At 73.3% G+C, this 26,333-nt stretch carries 22 protein-coding genes; 9 read left to right on the top strand and 13 right to left on the bottom strand.

The annotated features are described in order from the left end of the window. Positions 1 to 116: 116 nt before the first annotated feature. Positions 117 to 404, bottom strand: a complete 288-nt coding sequence (locus tag ACTEI_RS27915; protein WP_122980378.1) for a DUF1540 domain-containing protein — start codon at positions 402 to 404, stop codon at positions 117 to 119. Between the two features lie 447 nt (positions 405 to 851). On the opposite strand from ACTEI_RS27915, the gene ACTEI_RS27910 reads away from it, so the two are divergent. Then, entirely contained in the window at positions 852 to 2,774 is a 1,923-nt protein-coding gene (locus ACTEI_RS27910) for an IPT/TIG domain-containing protein (protein WP_122980377.1), read from the top strand. A gap of 98 nt (positions 2,775 to 2,872) precedes the next feature. On the opposite strand, the gene ACTEI_RS27905 is transcribed toward ACTEI_RS27910, so the two are convergent. Beyond that, positions 2,873 to 3,604: a hypothetical protein gene (locus ACTEI_RS27905; protein WP_145830977.1), complete on the bottom strand. Its 732-nt coding sequence runs from the start codon at positions 3,602 to 3,604 to the stop codon at positions 2,873 to 2,875. 224 nt (positions 3,605 to 3,828) lie between these two features. On the opposite strand from ACTEI_RS27905, the gene ACTEI_RS39070 reads away from it, so the two are divergent. Then, complete coding sequence (locus ACTEI_RS39070; RefSeq protein ID WP_122980375.1) at positions 3,829 to 5,067, top strand: IPT/TIG domain-containing protein; 1,239 nt, start codon at positions 3,829 to 3,831, stop codon at positions 5,065 to 5,067. Positions 5,068 to 5,224: 157 nt separating this feature from the next. Next, positions 5,225 to 7,219, top strand: a complete 1,995-nt coding sequence (locus ACTEI_RS27895; RefSeq protein ID WP_122980374.1) for a S8 family serine peptidase — start codon at positions 5,225 to 5,227, stop codon at positions 7,217 to 7,219. Between the two features lie 206 nt (positions 7,220 to 7,425). Here the strand turns inward: ACTEI_RS27895 and ACTEI_RS27890 are convergent, their stop codons facing one another. Next, entirely contained in the window at positions 7,426 to 8,163 is a 738-nt protein-coding gene (locus tag ACTEI_RS27890) for a hypothetical protein (protein ID WP_122980373.1), read from the bottom strand. 317 nt (positions 8,164 to 8,480) lie between these two features. Here ACTEI_RS27890 and ACTEI_RS27885 point away from each other — a divergent pair, with 317 nt between their 5' ends. From ACTEI_RS27885 to ACTEI_RS27870, 4 genes are all read left to right on the top strand, one after another. After that, positions 8,481 to 8,702, top strand: a complete 222-nt coding sequence (locus ACTEI_RS27885; RefSeq protein WP_122980372.1) for a hypothetical protein — start codon at positions 8,481 to 8,483, stop codon at positions 8,700 to 8,702. An 80-nt stretch (positions 8,703 to 8,782) separates the two neighbouring features. Next, a complete protein-coding gene (locus ACTEI_RS27880) occupies positions 8,783 to 9,334 on the top strand; it encodes a DUF4142 domain-containing protein (RefSeq protein ID WP_122980371.1) in 552 nt (183 codons plus the stop codon). A gap of 250 nt (positions 9,335 to 9,584) precedes the next feature. Next, entirely contained in the window at positions 9,585 to 10,037 is a 453-nt protein-coding gene (locus ACTEI_RS37895) for a hypothetical protein (RefSeq protein ID WP_211344343.1), read from the top strand. A gap of 10 nt (positions 10,038 to 10,047) precedes the next feature. After that, positions 10,048 to 10,632: an AAA family ATPase gene (locus ACTEI_RS27870; RefSeq protein WP_122980370.1), complete on the top strand. Its 585-nt coding sequence runs from the start codon at positions 10,048 to 10,050 to the stop codon at positions 10,630 to 10,632. A 310-nt stretch (positions 10,633 to 10,942) separates the two neighbouring features. Here the strand turns inward: ACTEI_RS27870 and ACTEI_RS27865 are convergent, their stop codons facing one another. The 6 genes from ACTEI_RS27865 to ACTEI_RS27830 all read right to left on the bottom strand — a co-directional run bounded on the left by ACTEI_RS27865 (position 10,943) and on the right by ACTEI_RS27830 (position 20,678). Further along, positions 10,943 to 12,277 (bottom strand): VWA domain-containing protein, encoded by a 1,335-nt coding sequence (locus ACTEI_RS27865; protein ID WP_239082341.1) that lies wholly within the window; start codon positions 12,275 to 12,277, stop codon positions 10,943 to 10,945. Then, positions 12,270 to 12,623 (bottom strand): hypothetical protein, encoded by a 354-nt coding sequence (locus tag ACTEI_RS27860; RefSeq protein WP_145830976.1) that lies wholly within the window; start codon positions 12,621 to 12,623, stop codon positions 12,270 to 12,272. The genes ACTEI_RS27865 and ACTEI_RS27860 overlap by 8 nt, the downstream gene beginning before the upstream one ends. Then, entirely contained in the window at positions 12,620 to 15,166 is a 2,547-nt protein-coding gene (locus tag ACTEI_RS27855) for a DUF5682 family protein (RefSeq protein ID WP_222942277.1), read from the bottom strand. Before ACTEI_RS27855 ends, ACTEI_RS27860 begins: the two co-directional genes overlap by 4 nt. Next, positions 15,159 to 16,220 (bottom strand): ATP-binding protein, encoded by a 1,062-nt coding sequence (locus ACTEI_RS27845; protein WP_122980368.1) that lies wholly within the window; start codon positions 16,218 to 16,220, stop codon positions 15,159 to 15,161. Before ACTEI_RS27845 ends, ACTEI_RS27855 begins: the two co-directional genes overlap by 8 nt. A 136-nt stretch (positions 16,221 to 16,356) precedes the next feature. Continuing rightward, a complete protein-coding gene (locus ACTEI_RS27840; RefSeq protein ID WP_122980367.1) occupies positions 16,357 to 19,314 on the bottom strand; it encodes an SWIM zinc finger family protein in 2,958 nt (985 codons plus the stop codon). Positions 19,315 to 19,745: 431 nt separating this feature from the next. Beyond that, positions 19,746 to 20,678: an EamA family transporter gene (locus tag ACTEI_RS27830; RefSeq protein ID WP_122982449.1), complete on the bottom strand. Its 933-nt coding sequence runs from the start codon at positions 20,676 to 20,678 to the stop codon at positions 19,746 to 19,748. A gap of 15 nt (positions 20,679 to 20,693) precedes the next feature. Here ACTEI_RS27830 and ACTEI_RS27825 point away from each other — a divergent pair, with 15 nt between their 5' ends. Further along, a complete protein-coding gene (locus ACTEI_RS27825; RefSeq protein WP_239082342.1) occupies positions 20,694 to 21,278 on the top strand; it encodes a MarR family winged helix-turn-helix transcriptional regulator in 585 nt (194 codons plus the stop codon). A 496-nt stretch (positions 21,279 to 21,774) separates the two neighbouring features. On the opposite strand, the gene ACTEI_RS37435 is transcribed toward ACTEI_RS27825, so the two are convergent. Beyond that, the gene (locus ACTEI_RS37435; protein WP_164466142.1) at positions 21,775 to 22,221 is read right to left on the bottom strand and encodes a hypothetical protein; all 447 of its coding nucleotides are present in this window, start codon (positions 22,219 to 22,221) and stop codon (positions 21,775 to 21,777) included. Positions 22,222 to 22,357: 136 nt separating this feature from the next. On the opposite strand from ACTEI_RS37435, the gene ACTEI_RS27815 reads away from it, so the two are divergent. Beyond that, positions 22,358 to 23,965, top strand: a complete 1,608-nt coding sequence (locus ACTEI_RS27815) for an alpha/beta fold hydrolase (protein WP_122980365.1) — start codon at positions 22,358 to 22,360, stop codon at positions 23,963 to 23,965. 265 nt (positions 23,966 to 24,230) lie between these two features. Here the strand turns inward: ACTEI_RS27815 and ACTEI_RS37430 are convergent, their stop codons facing one another. The 3 genes from ACTEI_RS37430 to ACTEI_RS39440 form a co-directional block, all read right to left on the bottom strand. After that, entirely contained in the window at positions 24,231 to 24,533 is a 303-nt protein-coding gene (locus tag ACTEI_RS37430; protein ID WP_145830975.1) for a phosphatase PAP2 family protein, read from the bottom strand. 159 nt (positions 24,534 to 24,692) lie between these two features. Further along, a complete protein-coding gene (locus tag ACTEI_RS27805; RefSeq protein WP_203723630.1) occupies positions 24,693 to 25,703 on the bottom strand; it encodes a lipocalin family protein in 1,011 nt (336 codons plus the stop codon). Between the two features lie 112 nt (positions 25,704 to 25,815). Continuing rightward, positions 25,816 to 26,217: an SDR family NAD(P)-dependent oxidoreductase gene (locus ACTEI_RS39440; RefSeq protein WP_249040735.1), complete on the bottom strand. Its 402-nt coding sequence runs from the start codon at positions 26,215 to 26,217 to the stop codon at positions 25,816 to 25,818. Positions 26,218 to 26,333: the final 116 nt, after the last annotated feature.

The following is a 26,333-nucleotide window of genomic DNA, read 5'->3' as shown; positions in this document are numbered from 1 at the left end:
TTACTCGATGTGAGATGAACCTAGCGCGGTCGATTGGCGGGTGTCAACGTGATGCGGGCGCGAAAAACCCGCCGTCTCGCGGCGCGGAGACGGCGGGCTGTTCGAAGTCGGTCAGCTCAGCGTTCGTATGTCAGGCAGTCGGCGTGATCCGCCGAGGCGCCCACGGTAATCGCCGGAGCCTGACATTCCAGATCCTTGTTGTACTTGCAGTCGGCGCGCTTGCAGGCGCCCACCTGCGCGGTGGCCACCCCCATCCCGCCGGTGAGGCCGGAGCCGATGAACGTGTCACACTCCGCGTTCATGTCCCCGATGGTGATCGCGAACGCGGTGCATCCGTCGTGGTTGTAGCCACAGTCCGTAACCGTGCAGGTCTGCACCCGAGGCATGTGCATCATCTGGGTCATCGCGCGTTCCCCTCCTGGGTTACCGGTTTCCTCGCCTTTTCCAAACTAGCCATTGTTCTGGTGCCGTACACGATTTCCCGGCAGCGCGCGACTAAACCCGAAGGAATTGTTAGGCAAGCCTTTCCTTTTGTGCGAGGGGTTAGGCGCCCCCTGGCTCGGGCCCGCGCAATGCTGATCGATTTCATCCGTGTCGGGAGGTAGGCGACGCGGCGGGCGATGGTAGCCGGTCCGGGGCCCGATGTCTGACATCTACCGATCTTCCTGACTCTGAGCTACTGAACCGCCACTAATAGTTACGCTTCCGGCGAGACGGCCCGCCGTCAGCGTCACGTGCGGGCCCACCCATTCCACAAACGCGGTTCGTCAGAACCCGTAGGAGGACCTCGCATGCGTAAGTCTCGTAAGAAAACCGGCTTCCGGCCCTTGCGGGCCGGTGCCGCTGTAGCGGTGACGGCCGCTGCCGCGGTGGTCGGTATCGCGACACCGGCCTGGGCGGTCACGCTCACGACGAGCACCACGCAGGTGCCGACGGCGGGCGGTCTCACGCTCACGCTCACCGGCACCGGCGCCTTCCCGCTCGCCGGCAGCACGTTCGTCGGGCGGTTCGTCGGGGGGACGAACCCGGCGTGTGGCACAGGCCCGGCGGCGCCCAGCCTCACCGCCACCAACCCGGTGGTCAACGCCGGTACCATCACGGCCGGCCTGGACGCCAACACCTCCTCCATAGTCACCCCGGCCCTCCCCGCCGGAGCCTGGCGGGTCTGCATCTACGAAACGGTCACCGGCACCGGAGCGGTGAACGTGCACAGCACCGCCGGCACCGTCCTCGCCGTGCCGTTCGGTCAGCAGAGCCCGCTGACCGGGGTCACCACCGGCGGTCCGGTCACCCTGACCGCCCCCGGCGCCTTCACCACCACGACAACGGTCGGTGGCCTGTTCACCACGGCGGTCTGCCCGGAGCGGTACGCCGCAGCCGCGGCCGGCACGGTCTTCCAGGCCACCGGCACCAGGACGTCGAGCAACGCGGTGACCATCACCGCCCCGGCGACGCTGACCGCGGGCACCGGCTACTACGTCTGCGCCTACAGCGGCACCACCGTGGGCACGAGCGCCCTCGCCGCCCGCAGCTGGGGCACCTACTCGGCCTACCCGGCCACCGGCACCGGCGCCCTGGTGGCACCGACCATCACACCGCCGAACGGCAGCAGCGGTCAGGGTGGCTACGTCACGCTCTCCGCGCCGACCGGGACCTTCCCCGGCACCTACACCTACGGCGCCGTCTTCTCGCGCTTCGCCTGCCCGGCGACGTACATCACGGCGAGCACCGGCGACGCCTTCATCTCGACCGCGAACCCGGCGGTCCAGGAGATCACCACCGCCAAGGTGGCGGTTGCGGTGCCGACCGAGGTGACCTCCGGCGCGGGCGACCCCACCACGTCGTACAACGTGTGCCTCTACCGGGGTAACACCGGTGTCGCCGGTGACACGCTGATCGTCGCGCCGGCGACCTACACGGTCGCTCCGGTGCTCAGCGTCGCGAACGTCACCAACACCCTGAACAACGCCACCAGCGGCGGCGCCACCGGCCCCAACGTCAACGCCCTCGGCCACCCGAGCATCCAGCCGGCCTCCGGCCCGGCGCAGGGCGGCACCACGGTCACGATCGAGAACCTGACGGGTATCCCGACCGCCGAGGGCGCGCTGCTGCAGGCCTCGCTCGGTGGCAGCAACCTGACCAACGTCCGGGCGCTCAGCTCGACCTCGCTGACGGGTGTCACCACGGCGCACGGCGCGGGCTTCGTCAACCTCAGCGTCACCACGGCCGCCGGGACGAGGACCACCCTCTTCACCACGACGACCGCGGGCGCCTTCCGGTACACCTACGGTGTGAACGTGACGCCGAACACGGCGGCTCCGGGAGTCGTGCAGACCGTGGACATCACCGGAGCCGGCTTCACCGGTCTCACCTTCGAGGACCTCACCACGACCGGCGCCGGCACCACGCCGCTGACCACCGCGCACGTGGTGCTCACCGACAACAACTGGTACGCGCTGAACAACACGGCGCTCACCGGCGCCGGCCTCGCCAACGCCTTCCCGGTGCTGGGCGCGACCGCCGCGCCGCCGATCGCCCAGTGCCGCAACGTGCTGCCGATCAGCGACACCGAGCTGATCTGCAACCTGGACCTGGCGAACACGGTCGTCGGGCACGCGACCGCGCCCACCATCACCGCCGGGAACGTGCCGTACGGCACCTACCAGATCACCGTCCTCAACCAGGGCGGCGGCACGGGTAGCGGGCTGCAGGCGTCGGCCTCCAACTACTCGGTGGTGTCGAGCGGCTCCACCTTCACGGTGGCGGACTTCTGATCCGAAGCGGACGGATCCGCACCGGCTGAAGCGGCGGCCCGGAGTCTTTACTCCGGGCCGCCGCGCTGTCGCGTCGGGCGGGCTGTGCGCCGGCCGGGTCAATCCATGCTGGCCCACTTCTTGTGCAGCTCGGCCAGCGCCTTGGCCCGGGACGGGCGCCCCTGCGGATCGACCACCACGGCGACGACGCTCTTCGTCGCGCTGGTCCGCCAGCAGATCAGCAGATTGTCCCGTTTCCGCGGGGTGGGGCTGGTGCTGAACTTGAAGGTCTGCGAACACCGGGCGTCCCGGTAGGACCGGACCCCGCCGGCCACCCAGGCGAGTTCGCCCTGACCGGTCAGGTCACCGGGGGCCGCCACGATGCGGACGATGCCACCCTCCTTGAGCGAGCCCCTGGTCCGGGTCTCCACCCGGTCCGGGTCGACGGTGCCCTCGGTCTTCTGCGGGACGGGGCGCTGCACCTCGTAACCGTCCCGGGCGGCCTTCTCCCGGGCCTCCTTGATCTTCTTGACCACGTCCGGCGGGGTGGACGGTGTGGCGCTGGTGGTCGCGCTCGGACGGACCGGGGTGGACGCGGACGCCGACCCGGCGACCGACGGGGTGGGTCCGGACGGGGCCGCCGTGATCGGGCCGACCGCGGCGATGTCCCGGGTCGTCGTCGCGTCGTGCGCCACGATCGCGGACGTGGTCACGTACGCGGCGCCGCCGAGCGTGACGGCCAGACCGGCGACTCCGGCGACCTGCAGGGCGCGGCGCTGTCCCGGACGCCGCCGCGGCAGTGGTGGTGCAGTGGTGCCGTCGCCGGGCCGATCGTCATCACGACTTGTCATCTTCCGCTGTCCTCCGGTGTCTCGGCTGCGGACCGTAGGTCCCTCGACCTCATCGTCCCAATCAGCCCGACATACCGGGTCAAAACGAATGACAGCCCGCGCTCGGCTCCGCGGCGGCCGGCCTCTTTCCGGTTCTTCCCGATCCCGGCGCGATCGGCTCGTTACGCTGCCGGAGAGGCGGTCCGGCACCGCCACGCCCCGGCCGCACGAAGGATGGCGTACCCATGTCCCAGCGCAGGCTCCGCCGGTCCGCGCGGGCCGGCCTGGCGTCGGCCGCGGCCACCACCCTGGTCCTGACCGGTGCGGCCGGCCCGGCGAGCGCCGCGCCGACCATGACGCTGAGCAGCAGCGTCGGCCTCAGCGGCGGCGGCAACAGGCTGGTCGGCACGGTCGCGGGCACCACCACCAGCGTGTTCGTCCCGGGCAGCGTGCCCGCCGTGCAATTCCAGTACAGCTCGTGCAGCGCGATGGCGAAGAACCCGGTGCCGATCGCGACCAGCGGGGCCAACACCACGGCCGGTGTGGTCAACGCCGATCCCGCCGACGTCCGGCGGATCACCGACACGAAGATCACCTTCGAGGTGCCGTCCAGCGCGTACCCGGCGACCGACAGCAGCGGCAACGCGAGCACCGTCAACCCGAACGGGCTGGTGCTGGGCAGTGGCCAGACCACCGCGCGGTGGAGCGTCTGCGTCTACGACAGCGCCTCCACCACCGCCGGCACGCTGCTGGCCACGGCCTCGTACACGCTCGTGCAGCGGCCCACCATCACGGCGGTGACCCCGGCGGCCGGCCCGGCCGGCGGCGGCACCACCATCACGGTCACCGGCACCGGCTTCACGGCGGTCACCACCCCGATCACCGCGGAGATCGGCGGGGCGGAACTGACCAACATCCGGGTCGCGGCGAACGGCAACAGCTTCACCGCGACCACCGGGCCGCACGGCGCGGGCAGCGGTCTGGAGCTGTCCGTGGACACCCCGGGCGGCCGGGTCGGCAGCCTGGACCCGGACAACGACAGCGCCACGAACGACGCCCCGATCACGTTCACCTACAGCAACGGCATCACCATCGCCCCGTCCACCGCCGCGGCCGGCGCCGTGGTCACTCTGGACATCACCGGCGCCGGGTTCGCCGACCTGCTCTTCGACGCCGCCGGCGGCACCCCGACCAGCAGCCGGGCGCACGTGTTCCTGGTCGACGGCGCGTACGACCCGGCCACCAACCGGGGCGTGGCCGAGTGCACCGGCGTGATGGTGGTGGCCGACACCGAGCTGGTCTGCACCCTCGACCTGTCGACGAGCCGGCTGGACCCGGCGACCAGCCAGCCCGTACCCGGGGCGGCGATCGTGGACGGGGCGTACATCGTCACCGTGGTCGCCACCGGGGACCCGGGCGCGGCCGGCGCCGCGCACCCGACGATCATCAGCAGCGGCTCGGTGTTCGTCGTGGCGCCCTACTGACCGGCCGGGTGCGCTGACGGCGTACCGCGAATGATCGGCCCGGCGCCGCGGCGGCGCCGGGCCGAACGCTGCTCCCGGCTCGCAACCGGGCGTCTCCTCAAGTCACAACCCGCACCGAGGACGGTGGTTCCCGTCGCCGAGCTGGGGGTTGTGGTCCATGAAGGTTGTTCTGCGCCGGTACGCCGTCGGAGCCGTCGTCACCGGGGCGCTGGCCACCGTGGCCGCGGTCGCCCTGCCCGCGGGCAGCCCGGACTGGGCGCCCGTCACCTACGGCCTGACGGCCAGCGCCGAGCAACTGGTCCCGGCCACGGTGTCCCCGGCCCAGCCGGCCCGCGTCGTCAGCACCACCCTGGACGCCGAGGGACGCCCGGTCGTCACGGTCCGGGAGGCGACCGACCGGTCGAGCGCCACCGAGCTCGTCGAGCAGGCGCAGCGGGCGGACCGCGCGATCGGCGTGGAGCTCGACGCCCGCGCGGTGGCGCTGGAGGCGCCGGCCGGCACCGACCTGTACCGCGGCAAGCAGTGGGACCTCGCCACCATGCGCGCCACCGAGGCCTGGCAGCGCTCGACCGGCGCCGGCGTGACCGTCGCGGTCATCGACACCGGCGTGGACGCGACCAACGTCGACCTGACCGGCAAGGTGCTGACCGGGTACGACGCGATCGCCGACAAGGCCGGCGGGAACACCGACCAGAACGGGCACGGCACCCACGTGGCCGGCACCATCGGCGCGGTCACCGGCAACACCATCGGCGTCTCCGCGGTCGCGCCGGACGCCCGGATCCTGCCGGTCAAGGTGCTCGGCGCGGACGGCAGCGGCTACATGTCGGACGCCGCCGAGGGCATCATCTGGGCCGCCGACCACGGCGCCCAGGTGATCAACCTGTCGCTGGGCGCGATCCAGAAGATCACGACGGTCAGCAACGCCATCACGTACGCCCGCAGCAAGGGCGCCACCGTGGTGGTCGCGGCCGGCAACGAGCGCGAGGACGGCAGCCCGACCAGCTACCCGGCCGCCGACGAGGGCGTCATCGCGGTCGCCGCCACCGACTCCGCCGAGCGGGTGGCCACCTACTCCAACGCCGGCAGCTACGTGGACGTGGCCGCGCCCGGCACCGCGATCCTGAGCACGTACCCGGCCGCCCTGGGCACCAGCTACGGCACGATGAGCGGCACCTCGATGGCGGCGCCGCACGTCGCTGCGCTGGCCGCGCTGCTCAAGTCGGTCCAGCCGGGCCTGACCCCGGACGAGATCCAGCAGGCGATGGAGCGGTCCGCGGTCGACCTCGGGCCGACCGGCAAGGACAACGATTTCGGGTACGGCCGGGTGGACGCCGTGGCCGCCCTCGCCGCCGTGACCGCCGGCACACCGACCACCGCGCCGGCGACGGTCCGGACCACCACGGCTCCGGCCACCGCGGCTCCGACGACCGCGCCGTCCTCCACCGCGCCGTCCTCCACCGCGCCGTCCTCCACCGCGCCGTCCTCCACCGCGCCGGCCCGGACCGCGCCGACCAGCGCCCCCGCGACGACCGCGCCGGTCAGCACGCCGACCAGCGTGCCGGTCACCAAGGCCCCGACGACCGTGCCGACCGCGCCGACCGGCCCGGCGACCAAGGTCAAGCCGGTCATCGTCCCGAATGTCACCTCGGGTGGCCTCACCTACGGCGCCAGCACCGTCACGTCGTTCACCGTGACCGCCGCCGGCCGGCCGTGGGCCCGGAAGGCCGCCCAGCTCTGCGTCGCCGAGACCGGCAAGGCGTTCCAGTGCGCCGACGTGGTCACCTCGGCCACCGGCGTGGTCACCGCCAGCCGGGTCGCCACCGGCGGTTACCAGCTCCAGCTGCGGATCGCCGCGACCGCCGCCAACGAGGCCGCCACCGCGACGGCGACCTACACGGTGCGCAGCACGGTGTCGGCGGCGCGCGGCGGCAGCCGGGCCTTGGCGATCACCCTCGCCTCGCCGGCCGGGCTCAACGTCGAGCTGCAGCGGTACGTCGGCGGCGCCTGGAAGAAGGTCTACCAGTTCACCACCGCCACCACCAGCACCCGGGCCACGATCAACGGCCTGGTCGCCGGGCAGCAGTACCGCCTGGTGCTCCCGGCCACGGCCACCGTCGCCGGGGCGACGAGCGGCACCGTGACCGTCTGACGCGTCACCGACCGGCCGCGGCCCGGGAGGGATTCCTCCCGGGCCGCGTTCGCGTCACCGGGGCGCGGCCGGTTGCCGCCGGTCATGTGGGTGCGGCCGGTTGCCGCTCGTCATGTAGTGCGGCCGGTGCCGCCGGCCGGTGCGGGCCGGTCGGCTCGGTGCGGCCCGTTCCCGCCGGTCACCGCAGTGGGGTCCGCACCCGCTCGTCATTCCAGCGCGGCCCACTCCCGGTCGATGATGGCGACACTGTCCGTCTCGTCCGGGGCGCCCCGCGTGGCCACGGTCATCGTCACCACGCTGCGTTCGGCCGAGGTGCGCCAGCAGAGCAGGAGGCGGTCCCCGGTCCCCGGGGATGCGCCCGCGCTGGGTCGCACCCGATCGGTGCAGCGCACGCCGTCCGCGACCGGGTGGCCCCGATCCGCGGCGAGCGACAGTTCCGGGTGGCCGCTCAGGTCGGTGTGGGCGCTCGTCACCCGTACCGTCTGGTTGCCGAAGGTCTCGACGCGGCGGGTGACCGTGCCCCGTACCCGGTCCGCCGTCGCCGATGCCGCCGACCGCAGCGGGAGGCCGCCCGCCGCGGCGGACCGGGCGATCTCCGCCGCCGGTTTCTCCGGGGTGGGCGACGGGGTGCGCCTGGCGGGCGCCGCCGGGCGCGTGGTGCGGAACGCGTGCCGGGTCACCGGTACGGCGGACCGTCGCGTCCCCTCGCTCCCGCCCGTCGCCGCCGTGGTCAGCGGCGGCAGCGCCGCCGGCTCGGGCAGGGTCTCCTGCTCCGACTCCATCAGCTGGCCGACCAGGAATCCGGCCCCGGCCAGCACGGCAGCCGCGCCCGTCACGCCCACCACGGCCTGCTTGCGGCGCATCGAGCGGCGGTGCGACTCGGTGGCCGCCGCCGAGGTGTAAAGGCTGCCCGCGGGCGTGCGCTCCGGCTGCTCGTCGCTCATCTCACCGCCCTCGCTGTGGTCGCCGCTGCCTGTGGTGTCTGGGGTCGGATGGCTCCTTTGCTGGCCATGCTTTCAAAGATCGCGACATATCGGGTGGGAATCTGCTCGTTTGCCCGGTACGACGGCGAGGCAGTCACATCTGTCGACTTTCGGTCCTTCGCGTCACCCGGAGAGGGAGGCCGGCCCGCGCGTGGTTGACCGGGCAAACCCGTGCGCGCATCGTGTGGTGCACGGATGCGTTGGCGGGCGGATCCGGGGCGGTCCCGTCGTGCCCGGCCGCGGGAGGGAGTCCACGTGCGGGACGTTGTGGTGCGGGTATGACGGGTGGGCCGGAGCACCAGCCGGCCCGGCCGTCCTGGGACTGTCGGGCGTGCGGCCGGCCCTGGCCCTGTGAGCCGGCTCAGCGCGAGCTGGCCGGCGGACACGGCCGGATCGCCCTGGCTCTGGTGATGTGGGATCACCTCGAGGAGGCCGCGCGCGACATGCCGCAGACCCCGCCTCCGGAGCTGTTCGACCGGTTCCTCCGCTGGACCCAGTGACGAGCGGCAAATTGCCGGAAAGCGAATTGTCCACACGTCTCTCCACGTAGGGTGAACGTGCCCTATTTGAGGAGATGAGTATGCTTTTCCGCCGTATTCCCGCGGCTCTCGGTATCGCCGGGCTCCTGTGCCTCCCGGCTACCGCCGCGCAGGCCGCCGAACCGTCCGAGCAGGACGCCGCCTTCCTCCGTGCGGCGCACCAGGCGAACCTCGCCGAGATCACCGCCGGCCGGATCGCCTGGCAGAAGACCACGGACCCGACGGTGAAGAAACTGGCCGCCACCTTCATGCGCGACCACATCCACATGGACGCCGAGCTGTACCTGACAGCGCGCCGGCTCCGCGTGGTCCTGCCGAACGCGCCCACACCGGAGCAGCAGGCGCTGGCCCGCCGGTACGAGGTGGCCGGAGCCGACACGTTCGACGAGTACTACATCGCCACCCAACTGGCCGCCCACCGGGCCACCATCCAGGCGGCCCAGACGCAGGTCGAGGAGGGCGACGACCCGGCGGTGCGGGCGCTGGCCAGGAGAGCCACCCAGACCATCGCCCACCACCAGGTCCAGCTGCGCGCGGCGGCCGAGGCCGAAGGCATGGCCGGCTACGTCGAGACCGGCGGGCGCGCCCGCTGACCGCGGCCGTTCCACGGCGGATCCGTCCGGTCATCCCGGCTCGTGGGCCACCACCGCCGACCCCGGCCCGGCCGTGGCGCGACAGCGCCGCGGCCGGGATCGTGGCCGTCTGGAGGAGGTCTTGTGTCGGTCAGTGGACCCCGATGACCGCCGCGTCGGTGCCGCCCCGCCCCAGCGGCCCGGTCTCCCGGAAGCCCACCGCCCGCAGCGCGTCGAGGTGCCAGGTCGCCGGGGGAGTCGAGTCCGGCCCGTGACCGTCCGGATAGATCCGCTGCCGTTCCGCCGCCCTGGGCGCCGGCTGCTCGTCGGCGGTGGCGCGGCCTCGCCGGTCGGCGGTGGCGCGGCCTCGCCGGTTGGCGGTGGCGCGGCCTCGCCGGTTGGCGGTGGCGCGGCCTCGCCGGTCGGCGGTGGCGCGGCCTCGCCGGTCGGCGGTGGCGCGGCCTCGCCGGTCGGCGGTGGCGCGGCCTCGCCGGTCGTCGGCGGCGGCGCGGGCCCACCGGTCCCCTCGGTGGTCGCGGCGACCGAGGCGAGCATCGCCTGGAACCGGTTGCGCCGGTCCGGCATGAACGCCTCTTGCTGCCTGTTTCAGGACCCCTGCCAGATCTCGGGGCCCTCTCAGGTAAGCACTCATGCGAAGTACGGTGCTTACCTCACCGGGATCCGTCAGGTGTCCCCCCGTGGCCGTGCGCCGCTGAGCGGTTAGCCTCGGCGGCATGGAGGTGGTGCGGCCGAGGCTCGTGGTGATCCGCGGCAACTCGGGCAGCGGCAAGACCACGATCGCCCGCGCGGTGCGGCGCCGGTACGGTCGTGGCTGCGCCCTCATCGAGCAGGACCACCTGCGCCGGGTCATCCTGCGCGAGCACGACAGCGGACCGGACCCGGTGGCGCCGCGCTTCATCACCACGACGGCCCGCGCCGCGCTGGAGTCCGGCTATCACGTGATCCTCGAAGGCATCCTGTGGACCGGCCGCTACGGCGCCGCCGTACGTGATCTGATCGCCGGGCATCCGGGCCGGTCCGCCGTGTACTACCTGGACGTCTCCTTCGACGAGACGGTCCGCCGCCACCTGCGCCGGGCCGAACCCATCCCGGTCACGGCCGAGCAGATGCGTGCCTGGTACCACCCGCTCGACCTGCTGGGCGTCCCCGGCGAGCAGGTCGTCCCGGAGGCGTCGTCCCAGTCCGAGACAGTGGACCGCATCCTGCACGAGAGCGGCCTGTCCGAGGCCGCGGCGCTGACCTCGTGCCCGGTCCGGTGCCCGCGCTGCGCCGCCGGGGCGGGCCTTTCGCCGAGTTGATGGTTGGGTTTTCGGGGTGGGTCTGTCGTTGGGTTGATGGTTGGGTTTTCGGGGTGGGTCTGTCGCCGAGTTGATGGTTGGGTTTTCGGGGTGGGTCCGTCGTTGGGTTGATGGTCGGGTTTTCGGGGTGGGTCTGTCGTCGGGCTGATCGTTGCGTTGTCGGGGCGGCTTCCCCGCCGGGCTGATGGTTGGGTTGTCGGGGCGGCTCTCCCGCCGGGCTGATCGCTTCGCTGGGCTCGCATGCCCAGCTTCTTGGCGGCGCCGGTTTCGCGCCGGGGAGGCCCGGGACGTGCGATGCCACGGGTATCGGTCAGCGAATCGTGCCGGAAGCCTTCCGGTCGGCGAAGCGCTCGGCGAACGCCTTCAGGTCGCGCCGTTCGATCGCCGCCGCCATCAGCTCCGGGAAAGCGTCCGGTGTGCACGCGAACGCCGGCACCCCGAGCGCCGCCAGCGCCGCCGCGTTCTCGTGGTCATAGGCCGGAGCGCCCTCGTCGGACAGCGCCAGCAGCGCCACCACCTGCACGCCGGCCGCGGTCATCTCGGCGATCCGGCGCAGCATCTCCTCCCGCACCCCACCCTCGTACAGGTCACTGACCAGCACGAAGATGCTGTCCCTAGGCCGGGTGATGAGCTGCTGGCTGTACCCGACCGCCCGGTTGATGTCCGTCCCGCCGCCGAGCTGCGTGCCGAACAGCACCTCGACCGGATCACTCAGCTGCTCGGTCAGGTCCACCACCGCGGTGTCGAAGACGACCAGCGAGGTCCGCAGCGACCGGATCGACGCCAGTACCGCCGCGAACACCCCGGAGAACACCACCGACTCGGCCATCGAGCCGGATTGGTCGACGCAGAGGACCACGTCCCGCTGCACAGCGGTGCTCCGCCGGCCGTACCCGATCAGCCGTTCCGGAATCACCGTCCGGTGCGCGGCCTGGTAGTGCTTGAGGTTGGCGCGGATCGTCCGGTCCCAGTCGATGTCGGCGTGCCGGGGCCGGTTGATCCGGGCGGCCCGGTTGAGCGCGCCGGACACCGCGGCCCGGGTGTGCTGCGCGATCCGGCGTTCAAGCTGCTCGACCACCGAACGCACCACCTGCCGGGCGGCGTCCTTGGTGGCGTCCGGCATGACGCGGTTCAGGGAGAGCAGGGTGCCCACCAGGTGCACGTCCGGCTCCACCGCGGCGAGCATCTCCGGCTCCAGCAGCAGCCGGGTCAGGTCCAGCCGCTCGATCGCGTCGGCCTGCATCACCTGCACCACGGTGCTCGGGAAGTACTCCCGGATGTCCCCGAGCCAGCGGGCCACCTTCGGCGCCGACCCGCCCAGCCCGGCCGACCGCCCGGTGGCCGTGCCGGTCGGATCCGCGGCCGCGTCGTACAGCGCCGCCAGAGCCGCGTCCATCGCCCCGTCGCGCCCCTCGGCCCTGCCCAGCGCCTCCTCGGCCGGTCCGCCCAGCACCAGCCGCCACCGTCGCCGACGTTCCCGCGGGTCCTCCTCCCGCGGGGCCTCCTCCCGCTCCGCCACCGACCGGTCCGGTACGCGGGCGGTTCGCTCGCGTTCCGGGTCCGGTGGGGCCGGTGTGTCGGTGGCCTCTCTTCGTTCCGCGCGCGGCCGGTCCGGCGCGTCGGCGGTTTCCGCCTCCTCAGCCATCGGCCGGTCCGGTGTCCGTGTCGCGGCCCGCGCCGTGGCGACGCTCCTGCGTGCCCTGCGCAGGGTCATTCGCCCGGCCAGCCCGGTCGCCCCCTTCTGTCAGCTCCTCAACCCCGGCCACGCGTTCCCGGCCATCCGGCCACGCCGCACCGTCCTCCGCCCGCGCGCTCCCGTCCCGCACGTGCGAGAAGAGGCGCGCGGACGCCGCGGCCGGATGCCCGGCACGCTCACCCGCCGCGTCCTGGGCGGGGTGCGAGAACCGCAACGCCGCCGGTTGGACCGGCGTGCCGCCGGTCGGGGGCGGTTCCGTCGAATGTGAAAACAGTGCGGAGACATCGCCGCTCATGCGTCCTCCCGGATCCTGATCTCGCGGCCCAGCAGGGCGCCCAGCACGGGCAGCACCGACAACGCCCGCTCCTCGTCGATGGATACTGCCCCGGTCGCGGGCGCACCCGGCCGCGGCCCGGCCACCCGCTCCCCGATGGCTCGCCGCTCTCCGGCGTCGAAACTTGCGAACGTCCGCCGCAGCAGCGGCAGCACGTCGTCGAACGCCTCCGCCGGAACGTCCGCCAGCCACTCGTCGACCAGTCCGAGCAGAGCGTCGTCGTGTACCAGCAGCAACCCGCCACCGGACAGGAACCCCTCCACCCAGGCGGCCGCGTGCGCCGGGGGAGTGCCCACGGTCAGCGGCAGCCGCAGCCGGCGGCGCACCTCGGCGGCGTCCAGCCGGCCGGCCTCCAGCAGCAGCCGGGTCAACCGGCCGGCCGGCAGCCCGTGCAGATCCGGCCGCCGGGCCAGGGACTCCACCGTGGCCAGCCACAACTCCCGCAGATCGTCGTCGGCGAGCAGGCTGACCGCGTGGTGGACGCCGTCCACGCCGTCCCGCAACTGCTTGGCCGCCTCGTCGGCGAGTGAACCGGCCGCCGACGGCAGCCCGGCGCAGATCCGTTTCAGCAGGCTGGCGGTGACCGCGGCGAGGCCGGCCACGTCGGTACGCCGGACATCGCCGTACCGCAGTGTCCGGGCCAGCGCGGGAAGCGCCGCCATCAGATGGTGCACGTCGGCATCCAGCGCCGCCCTGGTGTCCAGGGCGGCCAGCACCCGTGGGTACGCCTCCGCGAGATCGGCCAGCAAGCAGGTCTCCAGCAGCGCGGTCACCTCGGCCAGCGTCCGTGCCGCGCCGGCCCGCCGCACCACCCGGGCAGTTGCCGCGGCCGCCACCGTGGTGCCCCACATGCTGCCCTCGACCAGCCGTACCGCGAACTCCGGCTGCCATCGCAGCATCCACTCCTCGCGGAACGTCCCGGTTCCGCGCCGACCGGCCGCCGGCTCGCCCCACGGCACGTCGAGCGTGCGCAGCCGATGCAGCAGCCGGCTGCGCCGCAGGTCGGTGTCCTTACGCAGGTCCAGCTCCAACCGGCGCTCGGTGGCCTCCGGACGGAGCCGCAGCGTGCGCTGCTGGGCGGCCAGGTCCCGGGCGAGCGGCACCGCGGGCATCTCGTCCGGCACGGTGCCGAGCCGCTCCCCGACCACCAGTCGCCGGGCGATCAGTTCCGTCCGCAGCGGTTCCCCGTCGCACATCACCGCCTCGGCGGCCTCGGTCACCTCGGCCAGTCCGGCCAGCGGCCGTCCGCGCAGCGTGGCCAGCGCCTCGGCGAGCCGGGTCGCCTCGATCACATGCGCCGATGAGGTGGGCACACCCTCCGCGCGCAGTACCCCAGCCGCGCTCACCAGCCATCGTGGCACCACCGAGTCGGCGCTGGTGAACAGGTGGTGGTACCACCCGGGCGAGCTCACCCCCGCGCCGTAGCCGGACCACGAGGCCAGCCGCCCGTACGTCCACGGCACCCAGGTGAACGCGACCTTCCCCTTGCGCCGACCCCGGAGCAGCGCGGTGTCCTGCTTGATCGGCACTCTCCGGATCAGCGCCGGCACGTGCCACGCCCCGCAGACGACCGCGATGTTCTGGTGCTTGCGCCGGACCTCCCGCAGCACCGTACGCATGTAGGCCTCCCGGAGCAGATCGTCCGGGTCCTCCGGCGCGGCTTCCCGGATCGCCGTCATCGCCTCCGCGATGGCCTCGAAGACCGGCACCCCGCGGTGCTCGACCACGTCCTCCCACCAGCGCTCCGGGTCGTCATATCCGGCCGCCGCCGCGAGCTCCCCGATCGGATCCACCGGCCGCGCCGACCGGTCGCCTTCGTCCCCGTCCCGCGGGGCTGCGGCCTCGCTGTCCTGCGGGGCTGCGGCCTCGCCGCCCGCGGCGCGGTGGGTTGCGGTGTCGCCGCCCGTGGTGTGGTGGGTTGCGGCGTCGCCATCCGTGGTGTGGTGGGTTGCGGCGTTGCCGCCCGTGGCGCGGTGGGTTGCGGCGTCGCCGTTCGGTGCCTCGGCTCCGCCGTCTTCCGACGCTCCCGCTGCGGCAGGCGTGTCACCCACCGCATCCGGTGCTCTCTCCGGCACGCCGGGATCGCCGGCCTCCGCCGTCTGCCCCGGTGCGCCGGGAGGATGCGGCCCGCCGGTCTCCGAAGCGCCGTCCGGCAGCTCGGAGCCACTCGACCGCCCGGCGCCGGGAGCCCCCACCCGGTACGCGTAGGGCAGGTCGAAGAAGCGCACCGGCACGTCGTTCGCCACCGCCCACCGGATCGCCTGCCACTCCGGCGAGAACACCGCGAACGGCCAGAACGCCGCCCGGCCCGGATCGTCGACGGCATATCCCAGCAGCGCGACCGGCGGCTCAAGGCCGCTGTCGGCGACCCAGCGCACCAGGTCGTCGGCCTCCGGCGGGCCCTCCACCAGCAGCACGTCCGGCTGCTGGGCGGCCAGCTCGCGCACCACCGCCCGGGCCGACCCGGGTCCGTGATGCCGGACCCCGTAGAACCGTTCAGGCATCGCGTGCGGCCCGGTAGAAATCGAGCCAGTCCGGCCGCTCCCGCACCACGGTCTCCAGGTACTCCCGCCAGACGACCGCGTCGGACACCGGATCCTTGATCACCGCGCCGACGATGCCGGCCGCCACGTCGTCGGGGTGCAGCGTGCCGTCACCGAAGTGGGCGGCCAGCGCCATCCCGTTCGTGATCACCGAAATCGCCTCGGCGGTGGAGAGCGACCCGGTCGGCGATTTCAGCTTCGTCCGCCCGTCCTCGGTCAGCCCGCTGCGCAGCTCGCGGAAGATCGTGACCACCCGCCGGATCTCGTCCAGCGCGGCCGGGACCTCCGGCAGATCCAGCGATCTGCCCAGCTGCGCCACCCGACGCGCGACGATCTCCACCTCGTCGTCCGCGTTCGCCGGCACCGGCAGCACCACGGTGTTGAACCGCCGCCGCAGCGCGCTGGACAGCTCGTTCACCCCGCGGTCGCGGTCGTTGGCGGTGGCGATCAGGTTGAACCCGCGCTGCGCCGGTACCTCGGTGTTGAGCTCCGGGACCGGCAGCGTCTTCTCCGACAGGATGGTGATCAGCGCGTCCTGCACGTCGGACGGCACCCGGGTCAGCTCCTCCAGCCGGGCGACCGCACCAGACTGCATCGCCCGCATGATCGGACTGGGCACCAGGGCCGCCTCGGTCGGGCCCTCGGCCAGCAGGCGGGCGTAGTTCCACCCATACCGGATCGCCTCCTCCGCGGTGCCGGCGGTGCCCTGCACCAGGAGTGTGGAATCGCCGGAGATGGCCGCCGCGAGATGCTCGGACACCCACGTCTTGGCGGTGCCGGGGACGCCGAGCAACAGCAGCGCACGGTCGGTGGCCAGGGTGGAGACGGCCACCTCGATGAGGCGACGGGGCCCCACGTACTTCGGGCTGATCTTGGCGCCGTCACCCAGGAGATATGTCACGACGGCCTGCGGTGACAGCCGCCAGCCGGGCGGGCGGGGCCGATCGTCGGCGGCGGCCAGCGAAGCGAGCTCCTCCGCGTACTGATCCTCGGCGTGCGGTCGCAGAGCGGTCACTGGAACTCCTGGATCTCGGGGCCCGTGGCTCGCACGCCGCGGGGCCTGCCCGGTAGGTGGCTCGAACTGCAAGCTACTGCGTGGGTGTGACAGTTTCCGGCGCTGCGCCGCGCCCGGGCCCACGCCCGGCGCGGCGTCATGGCGGGGGCGGGGTGCTGAATTCGCGGCGCATCTCCGCGCGGAAGGCCAGGGTCCTCGCGAGGTCCGCCACCGGCCGGACCCGGCTCGGGGCGACCTCCGGCTCCAGCTGGGCGGCCAGGCGACCGGCGAGATCGGCGTACTCCGGGGGCATGGCCGTCGCGGCCGTCCGGCACAACTCGCCGAGCTGCCAGGTGTGCCGATCGTTACGTGCCCGCGTGGCGATCGTCTCCAGCACCGTGACGCTCAGCGTCTCCGGCCACGGGCCGGGATGCAGGGCGAGCAGCCGGTGCGCCGAACCGTCCTCGGCCCGCAGCGCTCCGGCGGCCAGCCGGGCCAGCTCGGCCGGTGGCAGCACCAGGTGCAGATCCCAGCGCACGGCTTCGCGTAGCACACCCGCGTCCGCGGCGAGCAGGGCCGACGCCCAGCGGGCATCACCCTGGACGATGGCCGCCTTGGCCCAGCCGTGCACCAGCGGAGCGGACCAGTCGTTGCCCCGGGCCAGCGCCAGATAGCCGCTCGGCTCCAGGGCGGCCCACGACTGCAGCGGGGCGCCGGCCACCACCTCCTCCAGCAGCCATGCGCTCGTCCCGGCGCCGTGCGCCGGGCTGGCCCCGACCCCGTCCCGCTGCAACTCGGCGTCCAGTTCCTCGGGCGGCCGCACCGCCAGCCGGACCGGATCGCTGAGCACCAGCCTTACCGCGGCATGCGCGCGTCGGCTCATCCGCCGGCCGAACGCCGATCCGGGCAGTCGCCGTAGCAGGTCGACAGCGGTCTGCCGGACCTCCTTGCGGCGGTCGTCCAGCGCGCGCTCCAGCAGCTCCTCGTCCTCGAGCGACAGCCCGTCGGCGAACCTCGCGAGGAACCGGGTGCGGTTCTCCGAGGACTCGGTGTCCCAGGCGCTTTCCATCAGTTGACGGGCCCGTGCCGGATCGGTACGCCGCAGCGCGCCCAGATGACCGAGGCGTTCCGCGCTGGTGGCGGTGGTCCAGTCGGTGACCGTGCCGGGGGAGGCCTCGTCGAGCAGCCAGGCCCAGTCCGCACGCTGCCGGGCCAGCCACGCGCCACGCCGCCCGGCGACCCGGGTCACACCGGCGCGCACCGTGGTGTTGCGCCGCGCGGCCTCCAGCAGCGACGGCAGGGTCACCGGCGGAACGACGCCGCCCCGCGCCACCGCCGCGGCCAGCCACTGTGCCAGCAGCTCCTGCTCCAGGTGCGCGCCGCCCGGCGCGCCCCCACCCAGGATCCGGGCCAGGCGCAGCCCGGCCGCGGCCGGCAGCGGTGGCTCGGTCTCCACGGGCGCCGCCGCGATCGGCGTCCTCGCCGCCGAGGGCAGAATCCCGGCCCGCCGCGCGGTCAGGGCCACCGCGGCCGCGTCCAGCAGGGCCACCGGCCCGGTGGACGTGGCCGGGGCGGCGGCCGATCGCGGCGCCGGCGCGGCGTCGACGCCGGGCGGGGCGGCGGCCGGCGCGGCAGCGGAATCCGAGGGCGGGGAAGGCGGTGACTGCGGAGGATCGGCGCACACCGAGCCCGGCGGCGCGGCCGGATCCTGTCGCAGCTCGATCGCCACCGGACCGACTCGCACGGACGCTGCGGGCCACCGTCGGCGGGCCGTGCCGACCAGCGCGGCCGCCAGCATCTCCGGTGGCAGCTCCGGCTCGCGTGCCGCCCCGGGATCGGGCGTCGGTGGCCCGGCGGGCAGGAACTGGCCGTCCACCCAGGCGCCCAGCGGCCGTAGCCCGCCCGGCGACCACTCCGCCGCCACCGTGGCCGGGCGCCCACCCGCGGCCGCGAGCAGCCACCACGGCTGCCGGTGGCCGGGGGCCAGCGGCAACGCGTCGCCCTCCGGATCCACCAGCCAGCCGTCCGGCGTGGGAGTGACGGCGGCGAGCAGCATCGGTCCGTCGTACCGGAAAGGGTCGTCGGCGAGGAGCCGGGACCACCGGGAGAGAGCCGACCGCACCGACCCGGCGCCGTCCGGCGCGCCGAACGGCTCGGTCGCGCTGGTCCGCTCCGCGACCAGCGCGCGCATCGGCGCCGCACTCGGATAGAAGCACAGATCGCCACGGAACTCGGTGCCCGGCACGAGGTCGGTGGCGAGCGACTGGCCGGGCGCCGCGAACGACAGCACCAGCGCGAACCGGGACGTCGACGCCCCGTGCAGCCAGGCCCGCCGGGTGGTGAGCGCGCCGTCGTCGGAGTCGTGCTGGCCGAGCACCTGCCAGCGGTCGGTGACGCGGGGACCGGCCAGCACGTCCTCGGCCGGGGTGGGGTAACCGATCCGGGACCGCACGGTGGCGGCGGTCGCCGGGTCGAGCGAGTCGAGCCGGTCGTGCCCGGCGGCCAGCAGGTGCAGCATGGCGAGCTCGCCGAGCAGCCGGTCGGCCCAGTGCGGGCCGACACCGGCGATGCCGCCGAGCCGGCGCACCGCGCCCGCCACGCCCGGCGCCTGCGCGTCGACCAGACGGGCGGCGACCGGCTCGAAGGCCCGGTGCCCGTGCCGGCCCAGCCCGGCCAGACCCTGCTCGATCTGATCGTCGAGCCAGCGGCGCAGCTCGGCCATGCCGCCGGCGACCCGCTCGGCGCGCTCGCGGGCGCGTCTGGCGGCGGCGACCGGGTCGGGCGGTGTCGTGCGCGCTCGGGCGCGCGCCGCCCGGACGGCCTGCCAGGACGTCACCCAGGCCGGCGTGGCCGCCTCGCCCGGGCCGGCCTCCGCCCAGCGCAGCACCAGGCCGACGGCATGTTTGCACGGTGCCCGGAAGCTGGGGCAGGAGCACTTGAAGACGGGCCCGGCCAGGTCGACCGCGACCTGATGACCGCGACACAGGCCCCACAGGATGTCGTCGTGCCGCCCGGTGGCGCTGAACTGGCCGGACACCGAGCGGGCACGCTTGAGCGCGGCGGCGTCGGGAGCGAGCGACTCGGCCTGGGCGGTGGACCATCGTTCTGCGGGCACGAGACGACCCTAGGCCGCGGGTACGACGTTTTCCGGCGCGAGCGAGTCCCTGTGGAAAACCCGGAAACCGACCCAGCCGGCTGTGGACGACGGATCCGCGGCCGGCCGGGCGGGGCAGGGTGTGAGGCGGCCGATCCAGCGGAGGTGCAAGGTCATGCGAGTCATCGTGTCCGATGCGACCGGGATGGTCGGGCATGGGGTGGTGCGGGAGAGCCTGCTTTACGCCGGATGTGACGGACGTGCTGGTCGTGACCCGTTCACCGGCCAGGCTGCGCCATCCGAAACTCCGCGAGCTGACGATCGCCGACTTCGCCGACCTGAGCCCGTTCCGCCCCGGCCTCATCCAGCCCACCCACGGGGCCCGTTCCCGGACCGGGTGGTACGACGCCGTCTACACCGTCACCGCTGCGCTGATCCCGCTGTTGCGCCGGTCAGTGCCGGGCCACGTCACCACCACGGAGGCGGTCGGCCGGGCGCTGCCGCGTGCGGTCCGCACCGGCTTTCCGCGCCGCGTGGTGACCGGCGCGGACATGTGACCACTGCCCCCAGACGACCGCGCCGAACGCGATGGCCATCCCACCGACCTGCACGGGCGTCAACGACTGGCCGAGCGCCGCCCATCCGATCACGGTGGCGGTGACCGGGGAGAGCAGGCTCAGCAGCGACAGCTGAGTGGCCGGCAGCCGGTCCAGGCCGCGGAACCACAACGTGTAGGCGAGCGCGGTGCCGATCAGCGCGAGGTAGCCGTATCCGAGCAGGTTCTCGGCGCTCAGGTGGCCGGGCACGCCCTCGCTGAGCAGCATGACCGGGATCAGCGTCAGGCCGCCGGCGGTGAGCTGCCAGCCGGTCGCGGTCAGCAGCGAGACGCCGGGCCGCCCCCAGCGCTTGGTCAGCACCAGGCCGCCGGCCATCGCGGCGGTGCCGGCCAGACCGGCGGCGATCCCGATCGGGTCGAGGCCGGCGGTCGCGGTGAGCACCGCGAGGGCGACGCCCACCGCGCCGATCAGACCTGCCAGCACCGTACGAAGGGAGACCCGCTCGCCGAGCAGAACCGCCGACAGTCCGGCGACCAACAGCGGCTGTGCCGCTCCGAGCACCGCTGCCATGCCACCCGGCAGGCGGTAGGCGCTCACGAACAGCAGCGCGAAGAAGAGGCCGATGTTCAGTGCGCCCAGCACCGCCGACTTCCACCACCAGGCGCCGTGCGGGAGTCGCCGGGTCAGCGCGAGCAGCACCAGTCCGGCCGGCAGCGCTCGTAGCACCCCGCTGAGCAGCGGTCGCCCCGGCGGCAGGAACTCGGTGGTGATCGCATAGGTGGTTCCCCAGACGGCGGGGGTGAGCGCCGTGACGAACAGGACCCGCATGGTCACTCCCTCGATGTGAAGTATCTCGACATCAAGATAACTGACGTCGAGAATTTCGTCATCAAGGCACCCGGCGCGACGACGAGGAAGGCGAGGCAAGACAATGACCGGATGATCGAGCACGACGGTGTCGACCGGATCCTGGCCCAGTGGGCGACCGAACGCCCCGACCTGGAGACCACCGCGATGGGCATCTTCGGGCGGATCCAGCGGATCGCCCGGCTCGCGAGCGACGCCACCGAGCGTGCCTACGCCACCTACGGCATCGGCCGCCCGGAATTCGACGTCCTCGCCACCCTGCGCCGCTCCGGCGAACCGTTCCAGCTCTCGCCCGGCGCGCTGGCCGCGTCGATGATGCTCAGCACCGGCGGCACGACCGCGCGCCTGGACCGGCTGGAGAAGGCCGGTCTGGTCGCTCGCTCGCCCGATCCGGGCGACCGCCGGGGCGTTCTGGTCCGCCTGACCGACAAGGGATTTCAGGTGGCTGACCAAGCGGTGGCCGCCGGTCTGGCGGAGCAGCAACGCCTGCTGGCTCACCTCACGCCGGCGCAGCAGGCGGAGCTTTCCGCCCTGCTACGCGCCCTGCTGGCCGGTAACTGACCACCGGCCCGCGCCGACAGCAGCCCACCGGCGGCTCGACGCCGTGCCCGGCGGCGGCTCGCGGTCCGAGGCCGCGGTCGACGTCGGTGGGCAAGGGTGTCGGGCCTGTAAGCCGACTGTCCGAAGCGGACAACAGCTGCCGCCCGACGTCGCCTCTCGCCTCCAGCGGGGATGCCGGCGATCGTGGCACGCCGCTCGGCGTCCGGTCGCTGGGCGCGATGCAACGTACGCCGAGGGTCGAACGGCTCGCGGACGCGTCGACCGCGGTCGGGCAATGCCAGGCCCCGCAAGGGCCCATCATCGCCCTGTGCCGGCCGCCACGGGCTGACCTGGGACCCCTCAGTCGAGGTGGGGCCTGGCGGCGTGCCCCCGTCCAGCCGTCTGGCTGACCGTATCTGCCTCACCCTGCTCGAGCTCTGCCTGCAGCGCACCGGCTACCAGGCCGGGCCGCTGTTCCGCGTCAGCATCGACGGCGCCGGCGGCTCGCTGTTCCGCGTCAGCATCGACGGCGCCGGCGGCCCGCTGTCCTACGACGTCGCCCAGCGCCGCTGGACCCGCTATCCATCTCCTCGACGACGGCGCCGATCGCGTCCACCACCGCGAGCCCGGTCCGGAAGTTGCCGGTCCGGATGCGGGTCTGCGGGCCGCCGATCAGATACACCGCACCGTCCGGCGCCGGCTTCGCGGTCTCCTGTCCGCCCAGCTTCGACATGCCCCATGCTGGCGCCATCGGCGCCGGTCGTGGGGCAGCCATCCAAGATCGACTCGCGATCGTCAAGGTAATACAGATCTCAGGGCGGCCGGAAACACTTCCTGAATTCGACGGCAATACGGCCGCAATGGATAACGCATCGGCGACACTCCGCCTTAGACAGTCGGACATCCGGATTTCATAGGCCTCGCGATAAGCGCAGCTCAGGCCGGTTCGGGTGATCGTTGTCACGCGCCGAAATCGAGGCCTGTCGGCGACTCATTCTCCTGTTTGAATTCGTCCCGGCGAGCTTCTGGGAGCGCTTCCAGCATTTCGCCCCGCGGCTCAGCGTCGAGTCCTGTCACCATTTCACCCTCGAGAGGAAACCATGCGCCGACGCAATTCGCGCCTGCTCGCCCTCGTGCTCACCCTCATCACCGGCGCCGCCGGCCTCACGGTGACCGGGACACCCGCCCAGGCGGCGGGGACCATCGCCTGGACCCCCTGCGCCGAGAACGCCGACCTCGACTGCGGCACGGTGACCGTGCCGGTGGACTGGGCCGCGCCGGCCGGACCGACCATCGAGATCGCGCTCGCCCGGCACCGCGCCACCGACCCGGACGCCCGGGTCGGCTCGCTCCTGATCAACCCGGGCGGCCCCGGCCAGTCCGGTGTCAGTTCCGTGCTCAGCAGCACGTTCGACGGTGACCTGGCCCGCCGCTTCGACATCGTGGGCTTCGACCCGCGCGGCGTCGCCCGCAGCGCCCCGATCCTCTGCTCGCTCGAGGCGATCTACGGTCTGCCGTCCAGCCGCATCACCAGCCAGGCCCGCTTCGATGTCATGGTGGCCGCCAACCGGGCCCTCACCGACGACTGCCGCGCCCGCACCGGCCCGGTCTTCGACCACGTCGACACCGGCCAGACCGTACGCGACATGGACGCCATCCGGGCCGCCCTCGGCGAGGAACAGCTCAACTTCTTCGGCATGTCGTACGGCACCCTCATGGCGCAGCAGTACGCGGAGAACTTCCCGGCCCGGGTCCGCGCCATCGTCGCGGACTCCAACATGGACCACAGCGTCGACCCCGCCGGCTGGTTCGCCACCGAGGCGCAGGCTCTGCAGGACAGCTTCGACGCGTTCGTGACCGGCTGCAAGCGGATCAGCTCCTGCGCGCTGAGCAACCGCGACATCCGGCAGTTCTGGGGCCGCCTGCTGACCCGGGCCGCGCGCGGCGAGCTGGCCGACCCGGACGCGCCCGGCACCCGCTACACCCAGGAGAGCCTGATCAACCTGCTGGCCGACTACCTGGCGTACGACGCGTACTGGCTGCCGCTCGCCGAGACGCTGCGCAACATCGACGAGGGCCGGCCGTCGAGCCGGACGCTGCGGGGGGCCGCGAACGCCGTCGAGCAGCAGGCCGCGCGGCTCTCCCCGTTCGCCCGCGCCGGCAGCGTGCCGTTCGCGGCTCTCGCCGACGAGACGCCCGGCGAGCCGCCGTCCGTGGTGAACTTCAGCTACGCCGCGATCTACTGCCAGGACTGGGACATGCGCGTCGCCGACTACCCGGCCTGGTCCCGGCTGGTGAAGCAGGCCGCCACGCACGCGCCGGACTTCCCGTTCGCGCCGCGCTCCGAGCACGCCCCGGCGCTCTGCCTCGGCGGGACCCTCCCGGTGAACAACCCGCAGCACCGGCTCTCCGCCCAGCCGGCCACCCCGCTGCTGCTGGTGAACTCGGTGCACGACCTGGCCACCGGCTACAACTGGGCCACCGCCGCGGCCGGGCAGCTGGGTGATGCCGCGGTGCTGCTCACCTACGACGGCATGGGGCACATCGCGTACGGACGCACCGCCTGCATCGACGACAGGATCGTCGAGTACCTGAGCACCCGTACGCCGCCCGCGGCCGGCACGCACTGTGCCGCCACCCCGGTGCCGGGCACCGCGGAGGCCGGGCGCTCCGAGGTCGGAGGCGAACTGGTAGCCGCCGGCAAGTGACCCAAGCGCCGGGAGCGCCGCGACGGCGGCACTCCCGGCGTCCGGCATTTCCGGCCGACGCTGTCGCGTCATCGCCGACGGCGGCACGGGCGCCGGCACCGAGCCGCACGGCTGGTCGATCGACATCCGGCCCGATGGGCCGCTGCCAGGAGCTTTCCGCCCGCATCTCCGCGCGATACCGCCGAGACCGGGACGTGGATCGCCCCAGTACCCACAGCACCGCCGCCGCCCGGGGCCGGTCCCGGACCGCCCGGCCGCAGCACGATCAGGAACACCGCCGCGCCGAGGCACTGTTCAGAGCGTGCCCGGACGGGACGGCGTAGCCGACCGCCCGGCCCACCGGTTCTCGCAGTTCCGGGCTGTCCCGGCCGACCAGCACCTTGAGCAGCGCGCCGAGCGGGCCCCCGGCGGTCATGGTGACCGCGACCCAGCGGGCGAGCGCGCGGGCCCGACGCCGCAGCAGCCCGAACACCAGCAGCAGCGCGGCGAACCCGCGGGCGGTGGTGACCTGGTGGTAGCCGAGCGCGGCGGCAACGATCGGCATCCCGGCGGGCCAGCACGAGGCCATCTTCGGCACCTCCACCGGGCCCACGCCACCAGCGGGGCGCCGGAGAGGGCGGCGAGCGCGAGCACGGGCGGCTTCCGGCACGGCATCTCCGGCGTCGGAACCGGCGCCATGGCCATCGCCGCGGCGTCGGCGTCGGCGTCGGCGTCGATGCGCGCCTGATCATGGCTGCCAGTCGCTGAACATTTCGGCGTAGTTCTTGCCGTTGACCCTGGTGCCGCGGTATGTGCCTTGGAAGGCCGCGGTGGCTTCCAGGCGTCCGTTGCCGCCGAGGACGATTTCCTGGCCGGGGTTGCCGGTGACGTGCACGTTCAGGCGGGCGTCGAGCGCCGGGACGGTGACGGTCCACCGGGTTGGGTATCTCTGCCCGGTGGTGGGGCTGGTCCAGAACCGGCTGGCGTCGTCGGCGAGCGGGGTGGCGGCTGTCACCTGGTAGGAGCCGTCCTTGCGCAGGACCGTTGCCCATGTGTGCGTTTCGCCGGTGTTGTCGTCGGCGGCGTCCCAGAGGGCTACCGCGTCGCCGTCGGGCATGGTGAAGTTCATCCAGGTCCAGCGCCGGCCGGGCCCGTTGTCGTTCGGTCCCCACTGGCGGTCCAGCCAGGACCGGCCGGTGATCCGCTGACGCCGGCCTTCGAGGGTGAGGGTGCCGGTGGTCCGCATGTCGGGGAAGGCGTACTCGTAGTTGGTGTAGCCGAACAGGGTGAAGGCTCCGGTGCCGCTGTAGTTGAGGGCCGGACCGCGTGGTTCGAGGATGATGTCGAGAGAGCCCCACGGCACGGTGAGGGAGACCGACATGCGCCGGGCGTCACCCGTCCACCGGAGGCCGGGTGCGGTGATGTCGAGGCCGGTGGTGCTCCAGGAGTACGTGTTGGGGGCGAAGCGGGTGGCGTAGCTGTTGTACCAGCCGGTGGTTTCGTCGTGGACGGAGAACAGCATCAGGTTGCCCGGGCCGCCGGGAAGCCGGACGGTGTGCGCCAGAATCCCGACGTCGTGGCCGGCGGACCTCACCCGGCTGGTGAAGTAGATCGAGTCGGCCCAGCTCTCCTCCGGGCCCGGCGTCTTGGCGCCGAGGTCCGCAGCCGGGTCGACCAGCGCCGGGATGCCGCTGCCGGCGGTGACCGTCCGCGCGCCCGGCGGGTTCCGGTCGGCCGCCTGTGCCAGAGGTGATGGCACCGTCGATCCGAGCACGGCTGTCACGGCCACGGCCGCCTTGATACCAGTCCTTCTTCGCATGCAGAGCTCCGAGTGAGATGGTTTGTGTCACTGGCTGACTGCGATGGCCTCTTCAGGCGCCGTCCAGAGCCGCGCCGCGCGGTCGGCGGTGAAGAGGCGGGGATTCGGCCGGATGGGCCGACCGGCGCCGTAGAGTGCGCCGTTGGGCGTTGCGGCCGGGCCGCGCCGAGGTGTTCACGATCCGGCCCCTGCGCAGCCTGTCCCGCAACAGGTTGCTGAGCTGGAAGGGCCCCCGGATGGTTGGCGTGAGGGTGGCCTCGTCGCCGTCCACGGTGCGCCGCCGCGCCGTGGCGGGCATGCCGGCGTTGCCGGCCATGACATCGATCTGTGGGTACGTGGACAGCAGGTGCTCCGCGAGCGCCCGTACGTCCGCGAGGCGTTCGAAGTCTGCCCGGACGTGTCCCGGCTCGGCCCCGCGGCCGGCTGTCCGGACCCGGTCGACGGCGGCGGCCAGCCGGCGCTCGTAGCGGCCGGCCAGGACGACCCGACCCGGTCACCCCGGGCGGCGAACCGTTCCGCGGCAGGCGAGCCCGATGCCGGAGCTCGCGCCGGTGACGACGATCGTGCGTG

The sequence above is a fragment of the Actinoplanes teichomyceticus ATCC 31121 genome, from assembly GCF_003711105.1.
Classification (GTDB): domain Bacteria; phylum Actinomycetota; class Actinomycetes; order Mycobacteriales; family Micromonosporaceae; genus Actinoplanes; species Actinoplanes teichomyceticus.
Note: the sequence above shows the minus strand (reverse complement) of the source record. Positions and strands in the feature narration are given on the sequence as shown.